Below are 21,786 nucleotides of genomic sequence, written 5' to 3'. Positions count from 1 at the left end.
ATTCACCGTGTCCTTCGTGTCCATGACCATGTTCACCGTGACAGCATTCACCATGTCCTTCGTGTCCGTGACCATGTTCACCGTGACAGCATTCACCATGTCCTTCGTGTCCGTGACCATGTTCACCGTGACAACAATGCTCACCATGATGTTCTTGGTGTTGGCTATGTTTACCTTTACCGCCACAACGCCCTTTTCCGTGACCATGTCCATGACTACCCTGTTCGCCATTTTCAGCACGCTGTTGATAAAGTGAGTTTAATGCTCGAATCATCATAAATATTCCCTCATTGTTTTAGATATATCGAATTTATGTAGTGCATAATAATCCGATATATCTAAATGATCAAGTTTTAGATATATCTAAATACATATCTGAATTGATTTTTTTATTAACAAGTTGATTTATTTATGATTAAAAATTTTCAAAACGAGTGTTATTATGAATGATTCTCATTATCCAGCTTGCTTTTGTGTGCTATCAATGAAAATAAAAAAGAGTCAAGCTGGATAAAAACAATCATTATTAATCTCTAGTACATGTAGAAAATAGACTATAGCTATATTTATAAAGCCATTACGTGACAATGTCACCTTTATCTCAATGAACTTAAAAAATGGCACAAAAAAAAGCGAAGAGAGTAAGATCTTACCCCACTCTTTCGCTTATCATATCGATACTAATCTTTAGATCATTATCTATTTAACGCAGATAACACTACTGTTTTAATATATTGATACCCTGCTTCAATTTGCTCCTCATACCATTCTTCTGTACTTTTTATAGTCAATTGCAATAAAGTTAAATGTTTGATTGTTTCCCATTCATTTTTATCTAAATGGCATTCGTTGCAAAACTGAGCTGGAATATCATCACTATTGCGAGCACAAAGCGTTAATAAACTTAAATCTTGCCTGTAATGACTTTTTATAACTAAGTTTTCATGTATCAATTTATTGAGGTCATTTTGTGTTTTTAAGCACTTATTTCCTTTTCTTACAATCGCAAAATTCAATTTATTAAAGTCTGATGCAGATAAAATGTGAATAGAGTAATACTCACCCTCTACCTCAAATGCGGGAGCTTGATTAAAAAATTGTTCAAGTTTAATTCGTGTCTCCCATTGGATTCGTACATACTTTCCATACCCTGATAAAGTAAAAGGATATAATTGATGTACACTCCACATTGAAGCGACTGCTGGGGCAGATTGAATACCATCAATTTCAGCCACCAAATCAGCTTGCTCTGGGCATAACTTGGGTGGATTTGTTAAAAAACGACTCATTCTCGCATCTTTAATACAGACTACTCCGGTAGGATAAGGCGAAAAACCTGCTTGAAAAGGCTCAAAAGAAACCGAATCTGCAAGGGGAAGTAGCGCGATGCTATCATACACTTCTCGCGTTAACTCAAGTAACGAGGCTTCTGTTTTTAGTTTTTCACACAATATTTCATAAGGAATAAGTTCGTCATTATCGTCAAGAAACAAACTTCTTATATATCCAAATTGTGACGCATCAATATGAATATAAAAAGAATTATTGTATTTTTCCTCACACTCTTTTCGTAATTCAAAAAGAGGTTTTAGCTTATCAATACAACCATAAGATGGTGACCCTAACATACCAATGACACCAAGAATAGGTTCACCCTGTTCAATTAAACGTAAAACGATATTACGCGTTTTTTCAGTATCAGTTTTAAAGTTTCCATCGATAGGCAATGCAATAAGGTTGTCATATCCTAACCCAAGAATATCCATTGCTTTCTTCCAAAATTCAAAACGAGAAACAGGTACAAGCAATTTTCCTAAATGCATTGTTTTGGTCATTCCTGTTCCACGACAAGTTAAATAGCTGACATCATCAAAAATACCACGTTCATTGAGTTGCTCACTTACGGTTAGAATATCAGTGACAGACATGTTGAATAACTCAAATGCTTTTTTATCTGCCACTAAATCCCGAGATTTAGGATGGCGAGCTATCGCCATGGGTAATGTTTTTAAATTTCTCAGTGCCCACAATATTTCGTAGCAAGCAAGAATATGGCTTGTTGTGATATGACCAAAGGCATTCTCAGGCAAGAAACCAATTAACTTACAGAGATCGTCTGTTATTTTTTTTTCTTGTTGTTTTTGTAGAGGTGAATGGTGGTTAAAAACATTATCAGAGTTATAGGCCAAAGCAGATAAGTAGCCAAATTTAGCCAATTGCATCACTTGGGAATGGTGATGAGAGAAATAAGGTTCAATATCTGATTGATTATAATTATTTTGCTGTTTTAAAGTCTCTAAAATACAGTCATAAGCATTATCTACTGCTTTTTTTTCAATAGTATTACTTATTATTTTAACGTCTATATTGTCACTACTGTTTATTTTTACCTTATTTGCTTTAGGAAAAGAATATTCACTATTCATTAATATTTTTGCCATCTCTCGATGATAACATGCAAGAGTATCAACGGTTTGGATATGGTATACACGCTCTGTAGCACTCAGACAGGTTTGTTTGTGATTTGCCATCATCGCACCTATATATAAATTTTTGTTATTTGTTTTAATGAAAATTGTGTTTATAAATCGTAAATAATTAATCTCTATTCAAATGATATACTACATGATGAGTAAGAATCTTCTTTATTTTATTGATATCAGTTAAGATTTTTTCAATTCCATCTAACGTTTTTACACTTTAATGATAAATGATTTAGTTTTATTTATTAGTTTCTTTATCTTATTATCAATTTTGATTTAAGTTATATTTCTACTAATATAGTAATACTTTTACCGAGGCCAATATTTAAACCCGCCCTATTTAGAATGAGTGAATATTTCTATCGCCCAATGTCCATTAAAAAGGATGGATATTAAATTCACGACTCAAAAAAAAAGATCTTAATTAAATACTCATTAATTTTTACTTCAATATATAAAAAAACACATGATTGAATCATCATGTGTTTTTCAGAATATTCGTGTCTAAAGAAAGAAATAATATAATTGTTTTATACTAAATAATTTATATTACACTTTCTTTTACCTGTTTATGTTATAAGACGATGTTTCAAGCATCACTTTACCAATGAGATCACCAGATTCCATTAACTGGTGAGCCTTGCCCACTTCAATTAATGGAAAAACGGTATTAATTATCGGTTTGATTTTTCCTTCAACAATCCATGGCCACACTTGTTGTTTTAATTCTTGCGCAATTTGCGCTTTTTCTTCCACTGAACGGGAGCGCATTGTTGAACCGGTATGAACTAACCGCTTAATCATCATTGGCATCATATTTAAATTTTTCGGCATCCCTTTCATCATACCGACTTGTATAATACGACCAAATTTACTCGCAACTTGATAGTTTTTTTCTATGTAATCGCCACCAATAATATCAAGCACGACATCAACACCTTTGCCTTTCGTTAACATAGGAATTTCTTTAGCAAAATCGGTTGATTTATAATTGATAACATAATCAGCGCCAAGATTACGCGCAACGGTGGCTTTTTCATCAGAGCCTACCGTGGTATAAACCGTTGCACCTATAGTATGAGCAAGCATAATAGCGGTAGAACCAATTCCCGATGTTCCCCCGTGAATAAGAACAGATTCACCTTGCTTTAGTTTTCCTAACTGAAATAAATTAGCCCATACCGTAAACAAATTTTCGGGTAATGCAGCAGCTTCAATATCCGTTAAATTTATTGATGGTAATACGATATCTTCATGAGCAATACAATATTGCGCATATCCCCCTCCTGCAACTAAAGCGCAAACTCTGTCACCTAATTGCCACTGAGTACAGTTTTCGCCTAATGCGACAACTTCTCCAGCCACTTCAAGACCAGGGATTGGTGAAGCATCTGCTGGTGGCGGGTAACTCCCTTGTCTTTGAAAGATATCGGGACGATTGACACCTGCAGCAGCGACTTTAATTAATAGATAATGAGGGGGAAGCGAAGGTATTGATGACCTTTGAGGTTGTAGCTTTTCAATACCTCCCGGTTCTGTAATGGTAATCTCTACCATATCGGCAGGTAAAACTGTCGTTTTCATTGTGCTCTCCCATTCTATTTAGCCACTATCGGAATTTCATGATAATAAAATCATTTTCAACATAACACGCTCTATTTTAGTCAGCGTATTTGCCTATTAACCAATAAATAACATGAGTATCTTTAAAGGGGATTATAGCCAACCTTGCTTCTGATGTTGTATGCAAATCGGGCACAAGGTTGCTTCTGGTTCCCATGATAAGAAAGCTAAGCGGCATTTTTCACAATGTGCATCATAATAATGATAATGGGTAGGTTCACTATTTTTAGCGATTTGTTCACTAACATAAATAGATTTAGGAAAACAAACGACTTCGCAATTCATACAACCTGTACAGCGTTTTTCATCGAGCATAAATATATTATTTTCGAGTTCTATCGCACCTTCATCACACACTTTGGCGCAAGCAGAACAAAGAATACAGCTGTCTTTATCTAACTGAATTTGAAACCAACTATCTTCAGGATAAAGCTGTTTTCTTGCATTCAATCCTGTTTTAACCTGATTTTTATTAAGTGGCGTTTCATCTAATTTTTGACGAAACAGCATAAAGCGGCGACCACTATCAATATCTGTCGGTTCGGTAATAATTAATTGCCAAATAGGTTCTTGTAAGATTTTTAATTGAATATTTAGGCTTGCTAAAATAGGAAGCCATTTATCGACAAGAGGTTGTGCAATTTTCATACCTCTTATTTGATATTGTCTGTGCCAGACTAAAAGCTCTTCTGTACTTGCTAATGGTTCATCATGATTAACGACGAGATAATTGTCTTGATATGTTCTTTCATGAGGCGCGATATTTTCTATCGCGTCAACAGGGCAGGTAAATAGACAATTACCACATTGAAAACAGCGTTCATTGTCTATTTCCACAGCTAAGTGCCCAAAAGTGATAGCGCCCACAGGGCAAACTTTAGAGCAACTATCACATAGGCTTTGTTTGAGGCGTTTTCTAACACATTTATCATTAATAATAGGTTCAGGAGGAAGATCCACCTTAATAAAACGCCTCATACATCACAACTCCACTACTTAACAATAAAGAATGCAAAACGATTAAGAATTTCTGCAATCAATATTATTGCGCTGCTTGCTAACACCATACGCAATCCTGACGTAAATACAGCGTTACGGTAATTCCATACACTGTATCCCATCATTAAAATACCAAGGATTGACATCACCCATGCAGATATTCTTAATCCGAATGTTTCATTATACGCAATGATTGGCGTATGAGGGAACGTTATTGCATCATTTGTTGATATGATCTCTGCCATCCATTCTAAATAGAAAGGCTGGATAGCCATACGGAGAGTAACCGCAAGAAAAATCACCACTAGGGCACTAATTACCATTTTTTTTGCTAATTCACCATTAACAAACGCTTTCACTCGTAATGCTGTTATCAGTAATGCTATCGCAGCACCCGCTGACAATACAGCCCCCATAAACATAGCGTATGTATTAGCATGCATCCATGTCAGCATTGACGTGTTGTAATAAAGTGAAGCCATACAAAATATATCAATGAGACCCAGTAAACCAATAATAGCCAAAATGGTTTTGTTCATATGCCCTTTTATCAATACCAATAAGGTATAGAGGCATAATGCCCCAAGATAAACTGCAGCAAATATGATTTCACGACTCAACCATGATGATGAAATACGGCGTAATGCATGAAAGGCATTCCATGGATATCCCATGTGTAACGTCGAAGCTAATAACCCCAAACAACCTAAAATAGCACCCGTCAATACTACTGGACGTATTGCAATAGTTGCTCTTTGGTTACCAATTTCTTTTTCTAACCAGCAAAAATAGAGTGCGCTGAAGAGCGTCACACCAACCGAACTTTGTACAAATAAGGTAAAAGCAACTAATGGCCATTCATTCATGATTGAACTCCTCCTTTCTTTATCGCACCAGTATGGGGTTTGATAACTAAATTCGGATTTGTCATCGTAAAATCAGGTAACCCTTGAACTTGGCTTAAATGTCCATATTTCGCTCTTAAATCTTTAATTTTTCCAAACTTAATTGCATTTAACGGGCATGTATCTACACAAATTGGATTTTTGCCTTCTGATAATAAATCGATACAAAAATCACATTTTGACATTTGTCCTGTGTCTTCATTCATTTGCGGTGCACCATAAGGGCACGACCAAGCACAATAACCACAACCGACACATTTACTGGTATCTACGCGAACAATGCCATCACCTTCACGTTTATGCATTGCAGTTGTTGGGCAATTCTGTACACAAACAGGAGAATCACAGTGGTTGCAAGAAATAGTTAATGTATAAGCAAAAACATTATTAACTAAGCCACCTTGCCCTGTTGGCGCAAAGCCACCGCCTTTTACTTCATAAATACGACGAAAACGACGACCAACTTCTAAATTATTTTTATCTTTACATGCTACTTGGCATGCTTTACAGCCAGAACAACGAGAGGAATCAATAAAGAAACCGAGCTGTTCATCGCTCACTGCCGCATATTCTTTAAAGTCACTCATGCTTTGGCTACCTCAACGAGAACAGTTAAATGCGAGTTACCATGTGCTAATGGCGTCATTCGTGTCGATGTTAAAACATTAGGGCATCCGCCATGATCAACTCCTTTTTCATCTGGTGTCCACCACGCCCCAGCTTGTAAACCAACAACACCAGGAATAATGCGTTGTGTTACTAATGCAGGAATTTGAGTTATTCCACGATCATTATAAACACGCACCATATCACCGTTTTTAATACCTCTATTTTCAGCATCAATTGGGTTTATCCATACTTCTTGACGTTGCGCTTCCTGCAACCATGGATTGGCGTACTGTGTTGAGTTTGCTCTATTTTTTCCTTTCCATGTCAACATCTGTAATGGGAAGGTCTCCGTTAATTTATCTTCTGGACCTTCAATAGCAGGAACATAATGAGATAGTGCCGGAATATCAGGATTATTCATGTCATAAAGACGTTTTGAGAATATCTCAATTTTGCCAGATGGTGTTGGGAATGGGTTATTTTCAAGGTCGTTAATATTTTTCTCAAAAGCAACAAAAGGAGCATCTTTGAAAAGGTAACGACGTGTTTTGAGCAATTCATTAAAATTAGGAAAATCAGGTCTGTCTTTAAATCGCTCTTTATTAGTATCAACAAGGTGAGCAATCCACTCTTTTTCACTACGACCTTCAGTAAAAGCCTCTTTTACACCCATTTTTTCAGCAACTTCTGTTATCCATTCATAATCAGAACGTCGTTCAAATGCAGGTTCAACCACTTTTTCAGAAAGTAAGAAATAATTACCTGTTCCCCATGTGTCACCAATATTCCATCGTTCTAAGAAACTGGTTTCAGGTAAAACTAAATCAGCATATTTTGCCGAAGGTGATAAATAGAGATCGCTGACAACAATAAATTCTACTTTTGAATCATCTTCTAGTAATTTAGCGGCTGCATTCACATCTGGGTTTTGATTAACTAAATAATTACCCGCTAAAGAGAAGATCATCTTGATATTTGAATCAAGTTTATCCGCATCAACAAGCCCATCCTCAACACGAACTTTACTTGCATCTTCAACAGCTTGCATCCAGTTCATTATCGAAATCTTAGCTTTAACTGGATTATTACCAATATTAGGTCCACGCATAGATTGACGATTACCAATACCACCGTAACCCGCAGCCCAAGCGCCTTTTTTACCCACATTACCCGTGATTGCAGCCAATAATGATGATCCTCGCGCACTCCGTTCACCACAAATATGGCGTTGAGGTCCCCAACCTTGAATTAGAGCAGCAGGTTTAGTCATTGCATATTCGCGTGCTAACTGACGAATAGTATTAGCGGGTACACGTGTGATTTTTTCTGCCCATTCAGGGGTTTTTTCTATGCCATCTTTTTTACCCGTTAAATAAGCAACCAAAGATTCATTAGCAGGAACACCTTCAGGCATGTGATCTTCATCAAAACCCACGACATACTTATCAATAAAAGCTTTATCATGAAGATTTTCAGTAACAATGACATACATCATTGCATCCATTAAGGCATTATCTGTCGTTGGTAAGAGAGGTATCCATTGATCAGCTAAAGATTGCGCAGTATCAGAATAACGAGGATCGACCACAATAAACTTAGTACCCTTATTTTTCATTTTTTGAAAATAATGGTTTGTGTGTCCAAAGATGGTCTCATTAGGGTTATGACCCCATAAAATAACTAGTGGTGTATCTTCAAGAGTATCAAGTGAGCTACCCGTTTTAGCAATACCATAAGTATAAGGTGTCACCTTTACAGTATTACCCAAACTAACTGAATGATAATAAGGAAGATAACCTCCGGTTAAATTAAAGAGTTTCTTCATCATGGTATCACCAGAGAAGATCCCCCCAGTTACGGCGGTACTCACGGTTAAGAAACGACTTGCTGCACCATGTTTTTCAGTTAAACGAGTCACATTTTCTGCAATAAGCGTTGTCGCCTCGTCCCATGAAATGCGTTCAAACTTACCTTCACCACGTTTGCCTACCCTTTTCATCGGGTATTTCAGTCTGTCTGCATGATACGAAAATTTACGATAGCCTCTGCCACGTACACAAGCCCTCATAATAGGCATCGCTTCATCTAATTCATTATCAGGTCTTGTGGTAATACGAGTGACAATACCTTCTTTTATATGGGCACGAATATCACACTTCCCACCACAGTCAAATGTACTACACGTGGTCACAACAGTAGCAGGTTCCCCATCTACTTTTACAATGGGTAAACTTTTATCAGCATTTGCGTGTGCATTTCGTGCGAAAAAAGGCACGGTGACTAATGCGGCACTGGTTTGAACAAAGTGGCGACGACTTAAAGACATCATCCCTTTGTTTTCTTCACTTTTTTCTATTTTTTTCATTGACTTATCATTCTCACATAACCACTTTCATCAGTAAAAATGATAAGATATAGCGGTAAACCCTCATTGATGTACATCAATATCACTCAATAGGTAATAGAATGTTTCAATTTTTAGCACTTCTTTGCAGATCCCCCACTTTTTATAAGGAAAAGCTAATTCAAGTTAGCATTAAGTTGTATCAAAAATACATCTAGTTAACTTTACTTATTTTTTGTTAATAAAATAAAGAGTTATGCATAAAAAACACGGATTTATGGTAAAGCCGTAAATAAAAAGTCAATATAAAGATAGAAAATATTGAAGCGCACCTTCATTTTTGGCTTTTGACGAGGATAATTTAGTAATAGCACTATAACTTCGTTAGAAAATCGAATAATATACCAATTGAGTATAGGGTTAGCGCAAATTGTTCTAAATATGCCTTTAAACAAAACATCGTTTTTATCAAGATTTATGTTTTGTTACATTCAGAATTATTTCTACACGTATCGTTATTCCCCTTACCAATTACTGCAATATGTGTTAAAATTGACGCATATCAATATTTTTATTTGTAATGAGCAAGCTTATGATCCCAGAAAAACGCGTCGTTCGCCGAATCCAATCTGGCGGTTGTGCAATCCATTGTCAGGATTGCAGTATTAGCCAGCTCTGCATCCCGTTTACTTTAAACGAGCATGAGCTTGATCAACTCGATAATATTATCGAGCGTAAAAAGCCCATCCAAAAAGGTCAAACCTTGTTTAAAGCAGGTGATGAGCTGAAATCACTTTATGCCATACGTTCCGGTACAATTAAAAGTTATACCATTACGGAAGAAGGCGACGAGCAAATAACAGGATTTCATCTTGCGGGTGATTTGGTTGGATTTGACGCCATTATTAATACTGAACACCCAAGTTTTGCACAAGCTTTAGAAACATCAATGGTTTGTGAAATTCCATTTGAAACGTTGGATGATCTATCAGGCAAAATGCCTAACTTACGTCAACAAATGATGCGCCTAATGAGTGGTGAAATCAAAGGTGACCAAGAGATGATCTTACTGCTATCGAAAAAGAATGCAGAAGAACGCCTAGCCGCTTTTATTTATAACCTCTCTCGTCGTTTTGCACAGCGTGGTTTTTCACCCCGTGAATTCCGTTTAACCATGACTCGTGGTGATATTGGGAATTACTTGGGCTTAACCGTTGAAACGATTAGCCGTTTACTTGGCCGTTTCCAAAAAAGTGGTATGTTAAGCGTTAAAGGCAAATATATTACTATTGAAGATAGCACACTATTAAGTGAACTCGCAGGTAAGCTTCCTTCATCAGCCGAAGTTTAATCCGTTACATTTCGTAGACTCATTTTATAACGGGGCACACAAATTTGTGCCCCGTTTTCTATTTTATGCTATTGCATTTTATCTTCTTGGGTTATCTTTAAATTGTAGATGGATAAATCCAGCCCTAAAGAGGATATTACAATGGAAAAATATCAGAACCTTCTCGTTGTCATTGATCCTAGCCAAGATGACCAACCAGCACTTCGCCGTGCTGTCTATATCGTTCAGCGTAATGGTGGGCGGATAAAAGCTTTTCTACCTGTTTATGATCTCTCTTATGACATGACAACCCTTTTATCTCCCGATGAACGTAATGCAATGCGTAAAGGTGTTATTAGTCAAAAAACCGCGTGGATCAAACAGCAAGCTCGCTATTATCTTGAAGCTGGCATCGAGATTGACATTAAAGTCATTTGGCATAATCGCCCTTATGAAGCCATTATTGAAGAAGTCGTTGCTCATCAACATGACTTATTAATAAAAATGGCTCACCAACATGATAAATTAGGATCACTCATTTTCACCCCTCTTGATTGGCAATTACTCAGAAAATGCCCGTGTCCCGTTTGGATGGTCAAAGATAAAGAGTGGCCTGAATATGGCGCTATTGTTGTCGCGGCTAATTTATCGAATGAAGAGTCTTATCATGATGCCCTCAATCTAAAACTCATTGAATTAACAACTGATTTATCTCATCGCATACAAAAAGACCCTGATGTTCATCTACTCAGTGCTTATCCTGTTGCTCCGATTAATATTGCAATTGAGCTACCTGATTTTGATCCTAATCTTTATAACAAAGCGTTGCGTGGTCAGCACCTTATTGCGATGAAAGAACTTCGCCAGAAGTTCAGCATCCCTGAAGAGAAAACTCACGTTAAAGAAGGATTACCAGAACAAGTTATTCCTCAAGTTTGTGAAGAATTAAATGCAGGTATTGTTGTTCTAGGTATATTGGGAAGAACTGGCCTTTCTGCCGCTTTCTTAGGAAATACTGCAGAACAACTGATTGATCATATTAAATGTGATTTATTAGCAATCAAACCAGATGGTTTTACCTGTCCTATTACTGTTGATAGTGATCACGAATAAATTTTTAGTCAATGATAAAAAAGCCAGTCAAAAATGACTGGCTTTTACTATTTCACTATTTATTTGTATTACAACGATTTTAAAATTGCATCCACACTGGCTTTAGCATCGCCAAACAGCATTTGCGTGTTCTCTTTAAAGAACAGTGGATTTTGAACCCCTGCATACCCTGTATTCATTGAGCGCTTAAATACAATAACGTTCTGTGCTTTCCACACTTCTAATACTGGCATACCTGCAATAGGACTATTCGGATCATCTTGTGCTGCTGGGTTTACCGTATCGTTGGCGCCTATAACAAGAACGGTATCAGTGTCAGAAAAATCATCATTGATTTCATCCATTTCTAATACGACGTCATAAGGGACTTTCGCCTCAGCTAACAATACATTCATATGTCCTGGTAAGCGACCTGCAACAGGGTGAATACCAAAACGCACTTTAATACCACGTTGGCGTAATTTCTCAGTAATATCATGCACTGGATATTGTGCTTGAGCGACAGCTAATCCATAACCTGGCGTGATAATGACTGAAGTCGAATTTTTCAGCATATCAGCAACTTCTTCAGCCGTTGTTTCGCGATATTCTCCCATCTCACCTTCTTCCGTTGATGCAGAGCCATCTGTACCAAAGCCCCCTGCAATTACGCTAAAAAAGGAGCGGTTCATCGCCTTACACATAATATAAGAAAGGATAGCACCTGAAGAACCTACTAATGCACCCGTTACAATTAACAGGTCATTGCTTAACATAAAGCCCGCAGCAGCCGCGGCCCATCCAGAGTAAGAGTTCAGCATCGAAACAACAACTGGCATATCCGCACCACCAATTGATGCAACCAAATGCCAACCGAATGCCAAGGCAATTACAGTCATTATGATGATTAAGAAAACTTGTAAGCCAACACTGTCAGTTTTAACAAACCAAACCATCAATAAGAAAGAAACAACTAACGCAGCTAGATTTAATTTATGGCGATTAGGTAACATCATCGGTTTTGATGACATTTTTCCACTTAATTTGCCATAAGCGACAATAGAACCTGTGAAAGTAACCGCACCAATGAAGATCCCTAAAAAGACTTCTGTTAGGTGAATATTCACCATCACAGGATCCATGGCTGTATTATGGTCAAGGTAACTGTTAAAACCCACTAAAACAGCCGCTAAACCTACAAAACTATGTAAGATAGCAACCAATTCGGGCATTTGAGTCATTTCGACTTTTTTAGCTAAACGAATACCAATAACGGCACCGATTACCATTGCGATAATAATCCACCCTACATTACCCGCATAAGGCCCAAAAATGGTAGCGAATAATGCAATTGCCATCCCAGCAATACCAAAGTAGTTACCTTGTTTAGAGGTTTCATGCTTTGATAAACCGGCAAGGCTGAAAATAAATAATATCGCGGCGACAATATATGCCGCTGTAACAACTCCGCTGGACATAATTGTCTCCCTTATCCTTTACGGAACATTTTCAACATACGTTGAGTAACAGTAAATCCACCAAAAATATTAATGCTCGCAATTAATATTGCGACAAATGAAAACAGACTAACCCAGCCACCACTACCAATTTGAAGTAAAGCGCCGACAACGATAATGCCTGAAATTGCATTTGTAACTGACATTAGTGGTGTATGTAATGAGTGGCTAACATTCCAAACAACGTAATAACCCACAACACAAGAAAGTGCGAATACCGTAAAATGAGATAAAAACTCTTTCGGTGCGACATTAGCAAGCCACGCAAATAATAAGAAAGCAATTGCTAATAAACCGTATTTCTTCCAAGGTGAAATAGGTTTAGCAACGGGTTTTTCTTGTGGTTTTGCAGCGGGTGTCGCCTTAGGTTGTACTGAAACTTGAATGGGGGGTGCTGGCCATGTCACTTCACCCGCACGAATAACTGTCACTCCACGAATAACAACATCATCAAAATCAATATTAATATTACCGTCTTTTTCTTTACAGAGTAATTTCAATAAGTTAACTAAGTTGGTACCATAAAGTTGAGATGACTGTGCCGGCAAGCGAGCAGCAAGATCGGTATAACCAATGATTTTTACACCATGCTCTGTCGTAAAGACTTTGTTAGGTACAGTGTATTCACAGTTACCGCCATTTTGAGCAGCAAGATCAACAACAACACTGCCTGACTTCATTGAATCAACCATTTCTTTCGTAATTAAACGAGGTGCTGGTTTTCCAGGAATTAATGCGGTTGTAATAATGATATCAACATCTTTTGCTTGCTCTGCAAACAAGGCCATTTCAGCATCAATAAATGCTTTAGACATCACTTTTGCATAGCCATCACCACTGCCTGCTTCTTCTTTAAAATCAAGTTCAAGGAATTCAGCGCCCATACTTTGAACTTGTTCTTTCACTTCAGGGCGTGTATCAAATGCTCGAACAATCGCACCAAGGCTTCCTGCTGCACCAATTGCTGCAAGGCCTGCAACACCCGCACCAATGACCATGACTTTAGCTGGTGGAACTTTACCCGCAGCGGTAATTTGCCCTGTAAAGAATCGGCCAAATTCATGAGCAGCTTCCACAACAGCACGATACCCAGCAATATTTGCCATTGAACTTAACGCATCAAGAGATTGTGCACGAGAAATACGAGGCACACTATCCATTGCCATAACGTTAATGTTCTTTTCAGCTAGTTTTTCAAGCAACGCCGCATTTTGTGCCGGCCAAATAAAACTTACTAATGTCGCACCTTCTTGTAGCAACGCTATTTCATCATCCAGCGGTGCATTCACCTTCAAAATAATGTCTGATTGCCAAACATTTTGAAGATCAAGGATCTCAGCACCAGCCTCTTGATAAGCTTTATCTTCAAAGCTTGAGGCAATACCAGCACCATTTTCAATTGCGACTGTAAATCCTAATTTTATGAGCTGAGTCACCGTAGCTGGTGTTGCTGCAACCCTTGTTTCATTAGAAAGTCGCTCTTTGGGTATACCAATTCGCATAATTTTCCCTTCTTATCCATATGTGACCTGTTAAAACTTTTCCGTTAACATCATCATCATGCAAAAAAAATGTTAAAAATAATTATATGCATGCCATAAAACGGAGCTCTAATAACCTACTGAAAATAAAACCAATAATCTATATCAGTGTAAAGCTAAAATTGAACTTAATTGGATCATTTTAGTCGAAAAGGCATATTTATGAATTATTCACTATATTCGGGTAAATATCTGGTAACATATACTGGTCATTTAGCTCTGTGGCGATTCGCTAAATAAAATAATGCGACAAATGCTATTATTACATGTAATAATTAATCCCTATGTGATAAACCACTACGTTCAGCACATGACCAATATTAATTGCGCAAGGCGGAAGGATTTTGTATGAAGCTGAAAACCTCAGTCATCGCAGCAGCGATGTTGTCTTTAACTAATATCACTGTTGCGCAGGCTGCTCAGGAACTGACTCCAGAACAAGCTGCAGAACTAAAACCATTTGAAAGAATCACAGTTATCGGTCGTTTTAACGCGATTTATGAAGCCGCAGATGCGGTGTCACGTCGTGCTGATAAAGTCGGTGCTGATAGTTTCTATATCCAAGGTCTAGATGATATCAGTGATAGTGGCAACATGAGCGTTACTGCTGATCTATACCATAAAGATGCACCAAAAGCAGAAGAAGAAAGCTACCGTGTTTTCCATGGCGTAACTGAATTACCAAAACCTGAAGCTATTCTGTTACAGCCATTTGATACTGTTTCTATTCGTGGTTACTTCCCAACAACCCCTGATATTAACGATGCAATTGCAAAAGCAGCCGCTAAAAAAGGTGCAGCGTCATTCTTTATTGTTCGTAATGTATCGACAAACGATGGTGGTAACCAAGAAGTTACTGCTTATATCTACAAAAAAGATGCACCTAAACGCGCTATTCAAGCACCCGAAGCTGTTGTCCCTTATGACTCTGATGCGGGTCGCGCACTTATTGCTGAAGGCGGAGTTGCTGCCAATAAAGTTGAAAAACCAGGTCTTGCATCAAACACTGATTTTGATAGAAGCGTAGGCACATTTGCTGATACACAAACTTCGGGTGCAAGTGGTCGTTACACTGTTACATTGCCTAATGGTACTGAAATTCAAGAAGTTAACAAGGCAGCAGCCGCATTAATGGATCCTTTTGATACCATTACATTCAGTGGCTATTTTGTAAACTCACCAGAAATTTCTTATCAGGTTGCTAAACGTGCAGCCGCAAAAGGTGCTAAGTATTACCATATCACTAATGAATGGCAAAGTGACGGTGGTACCGTTACTATTACAGCAGACCTATTTAAATAATAAAATTTTCCTAATTGATAAAAACCTTGCTAATGCAAGGTTTTTTTTTACTTAAAATTTAATCAATCAAACATTATTCTATAAAAAGTGAATAATTTTTATGATTTAATGCATAGACAACCAAGTTAACTCTACGTAAAATCTCGCTGTTTTTTAGTGTTTTTCTCTTTGTTTAAATTTAAGATATTCATATTTATTCTATTTATTGACCAAAAAATAAGAAAATACGCTATTTATTTACAATTTTAATCACGCAGGTAATTATCTTTGAATAAGAAACTTGGCTTAATATCACTTACCGCATTAGTGTTAAGCTCAATGGTTGGTGCTGGTGTATTCAGTTTGCCTCAAAATATGGCAGAAGTTGCCAGCCCTGCCGCACTGATTATCGGTTGGGTGATAACAGGTATTGGGATCCTTTTTCTTGCTACATCTTTATTGCTCCTCTCGCGTCTTCGACCTGATCTTGATGGGGGCATTTTCACTTACGCAAAAGAAGGATTTGGTGAGTTAATTGGTTTCTGTTCAGCGTGGGGTTACTGGGTTTGTGCTGTCGTTGCTAACGTTTCTTATCTTGTTATTGTTTTTGCAGCACTTAGTTTTTTTACAGATACCTCTGAAAATATTATCTTTGGTGATGGAAACACATGGCAAGCCTTAATTGGAGAATCAATCTTACTTTGGGTTGTCCATTTTCTTATCTTACGTGGTGTTCAAACTGCCGCCAGTATTAATTTAATGGCAACAATGGCAAAGCTAATTCCTTTAGGTTTATTTGTTATTGTTGCTCTGCTCGCTTTCAATATGGATATATTTACTCTTGATTTTCAAGGTATAAATATGGGAGTTCCCGTTTGGGATCAAGTCAAAAATACCATGCTGATTACGCTATGGGTATTCATTGGTATTGAGGGTGCAGTTGTCGTTTCAGCTAGAGCCAAAAACCGCCGTGATGTCGGTTTAGCTACTGTGCTTGCTGTTGTTATTGCACTTATTATTTATATTCTGGTGACTTTATTATCACAAGGATTAGTCAGCCAAGCTGAATTAGCGGCAATGAAAAATCCATCAATGGCACCATTACTGGTTCAACTTATTGGTAACATGGGTGAGATAATTATTGCAGCTGGGCTTATTCTCTCTGTTTGTGGCGCCTATTTAAGCTGGACGATTATGGCTGCAGAAGTTCCTTATATTGCAGCATTACACCATTCTTTTCCTCGACAACTGGGTAAACAAAATAAGAATGATGCCCCATCTTCCTCATTATGGTTTACTAACATTGCCGTTCAATTTTCTTTAGTTTTAATTTGGCTAACCGGAAGTAACTACAATACATTACTGACTATCGCATCAGAAATGATCCTTGTTCCTTATTTCTTGGTGGGTGCCTTTTTATTTAAGGTTGCGATTGCACGTAGTAGTCGTGGATTGTTACTGATTGCAATCCCTGCAAGCTTATATGGTTTATGGTTACTTTATGCCTCTGGTATCATTAATTTATTACTGTCCGTTGTACTTTATGCACCAGGGATCTTAATGTTTTTATACACTCGTAAACAATATAAAGATAAAAAGCCGCTATTGATGGGTGAAAAAATTCTGTTATCGCTTGTTTTATTTAGTGCTATTCCTGCATTAGGTTACTTAGCTATTTATTAATCGAAGAGAAGAGGCTCACTAAAATAGAGTCTCTTCTCTCTTCTCTCTTCTCTCTTCTCTTCAGCATTAAATTGAGTATTACCTTAGATTCAAAATCAATTTTTCTCTATTAAGCTATTTTTTAAAACACAAATGGTTAGGTGGCTAATAATTAGCAATCATAGTATGTTGTAACTAATAAAATGCGTTAATATTAATGGCCTAATCAATAGAAAAGCCCATAAAAATCATTTTGTTATGGGCTTTATTTAGGAAACGCATGGCAAATTAGTTAAAATTAACGTGTTCCATTGCTTGCAAAATACGTTTATCCGATATTGGATACGGTGTTCCTATCTGTTGAGCAAACAGGCTGACTCTAAGCTCCTCTATCATCCAACGAATATTTTGCACTTCTTCTTGCTGCTTTTGTTTCTCAGTTAGTTTACCTAACCACTGTTGCCACTGTTGAATAACATTTTCAACTCGGCTCATTTGAGCGCGATCGCGATTAGGATCAATCGCTAATTTTTCCATTCGTTTTTCAATTGCACTTAAATAACGAGGAATATCAGCAAGACGCTTCCATCCGTGTGAAGTCACAAAGCCAGGGAAAACTAACTGATTAAGTTGAGCTTTAATATCAGATAATGCGAATGCAACGCTAATATCAACCCGCCCTTTTAAACGTTTATTAATAGCAAATACTTGCGTCAAAATGGCTTCAACTTGTTTGGCTATTTCAACTACAGCATCGTTTAGTTCTGCTCTAACATATTCTTGCAGTTTTTGATATTCATCTTCTTTCCAAATTAAACCGCCATAAGACGCCATCAGTTTATCAATTCCACAAGCGATACAATCATCAATTAAATCCAGTACTTTGCCATAAGGATTAAAGTAAAGACCTAATTTAGCTTTATTAGGGAGTTTTTCATGTAAGTATTTAATCGGTGATGGGATATTTAATAATAATAACCGTCTTACACCTTCCCACATTGATGTTTGCTGTTCAGATTCTGTTTCAAAAAGCTTAATACCTACGCTGTTCTTTTCATCAACAAGAGCGGGATAAGCTTTCACTGAATAACCACCACGTTTTTGTTCATAGCGCTGTGGTAAATCACCAAAACTCCAAATATGTAAATCTTGTTGCTCAATCCCATCATCAGCAACGGCAGATAATGTCTCTTGTACTTTTTCCTTTAAATTCTCTTTTAATTGATTGAGATTTTTACTTTCTGCCAGCATTTTATTTTTATCGCCAATAACACGGAATGTCATTTTCAAATGTTCCGCAACTTGGTCAAGCTGCCAACTCTCTCTTTCAACCGTCACCCCCGTCATACGGCGTAGCTCTTTTTCAAGTCTATCGAGCAAATCACCTTCAACTTGAGGAACTCGCTCTAAAAAAGCAGATGCATAATTGGGTGCAGGTACAAAATTACGACGGATCGGTTTTGGTAATGACTTAATTAAGGCCACAATTAAATCATGACGGATCCCCGGGATTTGCCAATCAAAACCTTCATCTTTTACCTGATTTAAAATCGGTAATGGAATGTGAACCGTCACACCATCAGCCGCAGTACCGGGTTCAAATTGATAAGTTAAGCGTAATTTTAAATTATCTTGTTGCCAATAATTTGGATAGTCTAATGCGCTAACACGTTTAGCATCATCTTTGATAAGCATGCTTTTTTCAAAGTTCAGCAGATCAGGTGATGCTTTTTGTGCTTCTTTCCACCACTTATCAAAATGACGAGAAGACACCACATCCTGAGGTATACGTTGGTCATAGAAGGTAAACATTGTTTCATCATCGACAAGAATATCGCGACGACGAGATTTGTGTTCTAGCTCTTCAACTTCAGTACGTAATTTTAAATTTTCTCGGAAAAATGCGTGACGAGTTTGCCAATCGCCTTCCACTAATGCATGACGAATAAAGAGCTCTCGACATAAAAGAGGATCGATTTGGCTATAATTAATGGCACGTGAAGCAACGATAGGTAAACCATATAACGTTACTTTTTCATTAGCCATTACAGCGCCTTGCGCTTTTGACCAATGAGGTTCGCTATAGTGGTGTTTCACTAAATGTTCAGCGATAGGTTCAATCCATTCAGGCTCAACTTTAGCGGCAATTCTTCCCCATAAACGAGATGTTTCAACTAACTCAGCGACCATTGTCCACTTAGGTGGTTTTTTAAATAAACCAGAACCTGGATAAATAGAAAAACGGGCATTTCTTGCACCTGTAAATTCTTGTTTATCAGCATCCTTTTGCCCGATATGAGATAACAGACCACTTAATAACGCAACATGAACACTTCTAAAATCTGCCGGTTCACTATTAACTGGAAAACCTAATTCTTTAACGACTTGTCGTAATTGAGTATAAACATCCTGCCATTCTCTGATCCGCATAAAGTTTAAAAATTCTTGACGACACAATTTTCTAAATTGAGAGTGACTTAACTCTTTTTGCTGCGTTTTTAAATAATCCCACATATTTAAAAAAGATAAGAAATCTGAGTCCTTATCTTGGAAACGCCGATGTTTTTCATCAGAAGCTTGTTGTTTATCCATCGGTCTTTCACGAGGATCTTGTATTGAAAGCGCTGAGGTAATTACCATTAGCTCTTTTACAGCACCATATTTACGCGCTTCAAGTACCATTCTGGCTAAACGAGGGTCAATAGGAAGTTGTGCAAGTTGTTTTCCCATTGGGGTTAACCGATAAGCCCCCTTATTGTCTGTTCCTTCTTGTAATGCGCCCAATTCTTCTAATAAACGCACACCATCTTGAATATTACGTTTATCGGGCGGTTGTACAAAGGGAAAAGCACCTATATCACCTAACCCTATTGATGTCATTTGCAAAATAACGGATGCAAGGTTGGTTCTTAATATTTCAGGATCCGTAAATTCAGATCGAGAAATAAAATCATCTTCTGAATAAAGTCGAATACAAATACCATCAGAAACACGGCCACAACGCCCTTTTCTTTGATTAGCTGAAGCTTGAGAAATAGGTTCGATAGGTAATCGTTGTACTTTAGTGCGATAACTATATCGGCTAACACGCGCAAAACCCGTATCAATAACGTATTTAATGCCGGGCACAGTTAACGAAGTTTCAGCAACGTTAGTCGCTAAAATGATACGTCTACCGCTATGAGGATGAAAAATTCGATTTTGCTCACTATTAGATAAACGAGCAAATAGAGGTAATACTTCTGTGTGACGAAGTTGCAATTTATTCAATGCATCAGCAGTATCACGAATTTCTCGCTCACCGCTCATAAAAATCAGTATATCACCTGCACTTTCTCTACCTAACTCATCAATGGCATCGATAATGCCATCGGTCATATCTTTATCACTATCAAGTTCATCACCACCAATAGGTCGATATCTCACGTCAACAGGATAAGTTCGCCCTGAGACTTCAATAATAGGCGCTTGATTAAAGTGTTTGGAAAAGCGTTCCGGATCAATAGTTGCAGAAGTGATAATAATTTTTAAATCAGGGCGTTGAGGTAATAACTGTTTTAAATAGCCAAGAATAAAATCGATATTTAAACTACGTTCATGGGCTTCATCAATAATAATCGTGTCATATTGTAGTAACAGTTTATCTTGCTGTAATTCCGCTAATAAAATCCCATCTGTCATTAACTTAACGAGTGTATTATCACCAACATGATCGCTAAAACGAACCTTATAACCTACAGATTCTCCTAGCGTACTCTTTAACTCATGAGCAATACGTTCAGCAACAGAACGCGCAGCTAGTCGCCGAGGTTGAGTATGACCAATATAGCCTTTAATTCCACGCCCTAATTCAAGACAAATTTTAGGGATCTGTGTTGTCTTACCCGAACCCGTTTCACCTGCAATAATAACCACTTGATTATCTTTTATTGCATTATAAATAGCGTCTTTCTTTTGGCTAACAGGGAGATTTTCTGGGTATGATATTTCAGGACAATTTGCTTTGCGACGAATTATCATCTGTTGTGCGGTCGTAATATCTTGTTTAATTGAACTTAATACCGCTTGTTTAGACTCTTCATTGCTGATTTTAGCGACGCCACGTAGACGTTTTCTTAATCGTTGCTGCTCCCGCAACGATAATTGCTCTATTTCTTGATAGAGCATAGCAGATGATAATGTCACCTTTTATTATCCTTTTTGAGGTTATTTTTAATCAAAACTAATGCCTGTATGATATCACAACAGGCTATTGGCACATAAAGGCTTGATTAAAATTATTATTATATAATTTCATATAATCAATAATTTTGAATAGCATATTCAAAGGATTGAGGTGTGATGTTTTAAGAATAGAGTAAACTACTGTTAGCAAATAAATTTAATCAAATAGAACATGT

Annotated in this window: 13 protein-coding genes and 1 pseudogene; 4 read left to right on the top strand and 10 right to left on the bottom strand. The window is 37.3% G+C overall.

Translation table 11 applies throughout. The features are described from left to right. From INT04_RS13300 to INT04_RS13270, 7 genes and pseudogenes are all read right to left on the bottom strand, one after another. A pseudogene (locus tag INT04_RS13300) lies at window positions 1-277 on the bottom strand (PadR family transcriptional regulator); the annotation flags it as partial. Between the two features lie 418 nt (window positions 278-695). Continuing rightward, complete coding sequence (locus tag INT04_RS13295; RefSeq protein ID WP_193016591.1) at window positions 696-2,531, bottom strand: pyridoxal-dependent decarboxylase; 1,836 nt, start codon at window positions 2,529-2,531, stop codon at window positions 696-698. A gap of 513 nt (window positions 2,532-3,044) precedes the next feature. Beyond that, window positions 3,045-4,067, bottom strand: a complete 1,023-nt coding sequence (locus INT04_RS13290) for an NAD(P)H-quinone oxidoreductase (RefSeq protein WP_193016590.1) — start codon at window positions 4,065-4,067, stop codon at window positions 3,045-3,047. A 132-nt stretch (window positions 4,068-4,199) separates the two neighbouring features. Further along, window positions 4,200-5,084 (bottom strand): 4Fe-4S binding protein, encoded by an 885-nt coding sequence (locus INT04_RS13285; RefSeq protein ID WP_193016589.1) that lies wholly within the window; start codon window positions 5,082-5,084, stop codon window positions 4,200-4,202. Between the two features lie 14 nt (window positions 5,085-5,098). Beyond that, on the bottom strand, window positions 5,099-5,971 hold the full coding sequence (locus INT04_RS13280) for a dimethyl sulfoxide reductase anchor subunit family protein (protein ID WP_193016588.1): 873 nt from the start codon (window positions 5,969-5,971) through the stop codon (window positions 5,099-5,101). After that, a complete protein-coding gene (locus INT04_RS13275; RefSeq protein WP_193016587.1) occupies window positions 5,968-6,597 on the bottom strand; it encodes a DMSO/selenate family reductase complex B subunit in 630 nt (209 codons plus the stop codon). Before INT04_RS13275 ends, INT04_RS13280 begins: the two co-directional genes overlap by 4 nt. Then, window positions 6,594-8,984 (bottom strand): DMSO/selenate family reductase complex A subunit, encoded by a 2,391-nt coding sequence (locus tag INT04_RS13270; protein WP_193016586.1) that lies wholly within the window; start codon window positions 8,982-8,984, stop codon window positions 6,594-6,596. Before INT04_RS13270 ends, INT04_RS13275 begins: the two co-directional genes overlap by 4 nt. 571 nt (window positions 8,985-9,555) lie before the next feature. On the opposite strand from INT04_RS13270, the gene INT04_RS13265 reads away from it, so the two are divergent. Together INT04_RS13265 and uspE are read left to right on the top strand one after the other, a co-directional pair. After that, window positions 9,556-10,314: an FNR family transcription factor gene (locus INT04_RS13265; protein WP_036936742.1), complete on the top strand. Its 759-nt coding sequence runs from the start codon at window positions 9,556-9,558 to the stop codon at window positions 10,312-10,314. A 141-nt stretch (window positions 10,315-10,455) separates the two neighbouring features. Further along, window positions 10,456-11,406, top strand: a complete 951-nt coding sequence (gene uspE, locus INT04_RS13260; protein WP_193016585.1) for a universal stress protein UspE — start codon at window positions 10,456-10,458, stop codon at window positions 11,404-11,406. Window positions 11,407-11,474: 68 nt separating this feature from the next. Here uspE and pntB read toward each other — a convergent pair whose 3' ends face one another. Continuing rightward, on the bottom strand, window positions 11,475-12,863 hold the full coding sequence (pntB, locus tag INT04_RS13255) for a Re/Si-specific NAD(P)(+) transhydrogenase subunit beta (protein ID WP_193016584.1): 1,389 nt from the start codon (window positions 12,861-12,863) through the stop codon (window positions 11,475-11,477). Between the two features lie 11 nt (window positions 12,864-12,874). Then, window positions 12,875-14,404, bottom strand: coding sequence for a Re/Si-specific NAD(P)(+) transhydrogenase subunit alpha (gene pntA, locus INT04_RS13250; protein WP_193016583.1), 1,530 nt, complete (start codon window positions 14,402-14,404; stop codon window positions 12,875-12,877). Window positions 14,405-14,791: 387 nt separating this feature from the next. Here pntA and ydgH point away from each other — a divergent pair, with 387 nt between their 5' ends. Both ydgH and INT04_RS13240 read left to right on the top strand, forming a co-directional pair. Beyond that, window positions 14,792-15,745 (top strand): DUF1471 family protein YdgH, encoded by a 954-nt coding sequence (gene ydgH / locus INT04_RS13245; protein ID WP_193016582.1) that lies wholly within the window; start codon window positions 14,792-14,794, stop codon window positions 15,743-15,745. Window positions 15,746-16,012: 267 nt separating this feature from the next. Then, complete coding sequence (locus INT04_RS13240) at window positions 16,013-17,407, top strand: basic amino acid/polyamine antiporter (protein WP_193016581.1); 1,395 nt, start codon at window positions 16,013-16,015, stop codon at window positions 17,405-17,407. Between the two features lie 267 nt (window positions 17,408-17,674). On the opposite strand, the gene hrpA is transcribed toward INT04_RS13240, so the two are convergent. Next, window positions 17,675-21,571 carry an ATP-dependent RNA helicase HrpA gene (gene hrpA, locus INT04_RS13235; RefSeq protein ID WP_193016580.1) on the bottom strand — a complete coding sequence of 1,299 codons (3,897 nt, stop codon included), beginning with the start codon at window positions 21,569-21,571 and terminating at the stop codon, window positions 17,675-17,677. Between the last annotated feature and the right edge of the window lie 215 nt (window positions 21,572-21,786).

This window comes from Proteus sp. FME41, assembly GCF_014897315.1.
Classification (GTDB): Bacteria; Pseudomonadota; Gammaproteobacteria; order Enterobacterales; family Enterobacteriaceae; genus Proteus.
Note: the sequence above shows the minus strand (reverse complement) of the source record. Positions and strands in the feature narration are given on the sequence as shown.

Bases quoted from the DNA above. Each gene is read 5' to 3' on its own strand.
- INT04_RS13275 (WP_193016587.1), bottom strand. From the start codon at position 6,597: ATGAGTGACTTTAAAGAATATGCGGCAGTGAGCGATGAACAGCTCGGT.
- pntB (WP_193016584.1), bottom strand. From the start codon at position 12,863: ATGTCCAGCGGAGTTGTTACAGCGGCATATATTGTCGCCGCGATATTA.
- INT04_RS13290 (WP_193016590.1), bottom strand. From the start codon at position 4,067: ATGAAAACGACAGTTTTACCTGCCGATATGGTAGAGATTACCATTACA.
- ydgH (WP_193016582.1), top strand. From the start codon at position 14,792: ATGAAGCTGAAAACCTCAGTCATCGCAGCAGCGATGTTGTCTTTAACT.
- uspE (WP_193016585.1), top strand. From the start codon at position 10,456: ATGGAAAAATATCAGAACCTTCTCGTTGTCATTGATCCTAGCCAAGAT.
- INT04_RS13270 (WP_193016586.1), bottom strand. From the start codon at position 8,984: ATGAAAAAAATAGAAAAAAGTGAAGAAAACAAAGGGATGATGTCTTTA.
- INT04_RS13280 (WP_193016588.1), bottom strand. From the start codon at position 5,971: ATGAATGAATGGCCATTAGTTGCTTTTACCTTATTTGTACAAAGTTCG.
- INT04_RS13295 (WP_193016591.1), bottom strand. From the start codon at position 2,531: ATGGCAAATCACAAACAAACCTGTCTGAGTGCTACAGAGCGTGTATAC.
- INT04_RS13265 (WP_036936742.1), top strand. From the start codon at position 9,556: ATGATCCCAGAAAAACGCGTCGTTCGCCGAATCCAATCTGGCGGTTGT.
- pntA (WP_193016583.1), bottom strand. From the start codon at position 14,404: ATGCGAATTGGTATACCCAAAGAGCGACTTTCTAATGAAACAAGGGTT.
- INT04_RS13285 (WP_193016589.1), bottom strand. From the start codon at position 5,084: ATGAGGCGTTTTATTAAGGTGGATCTTCCTCCTGAACCTATTATTAAT.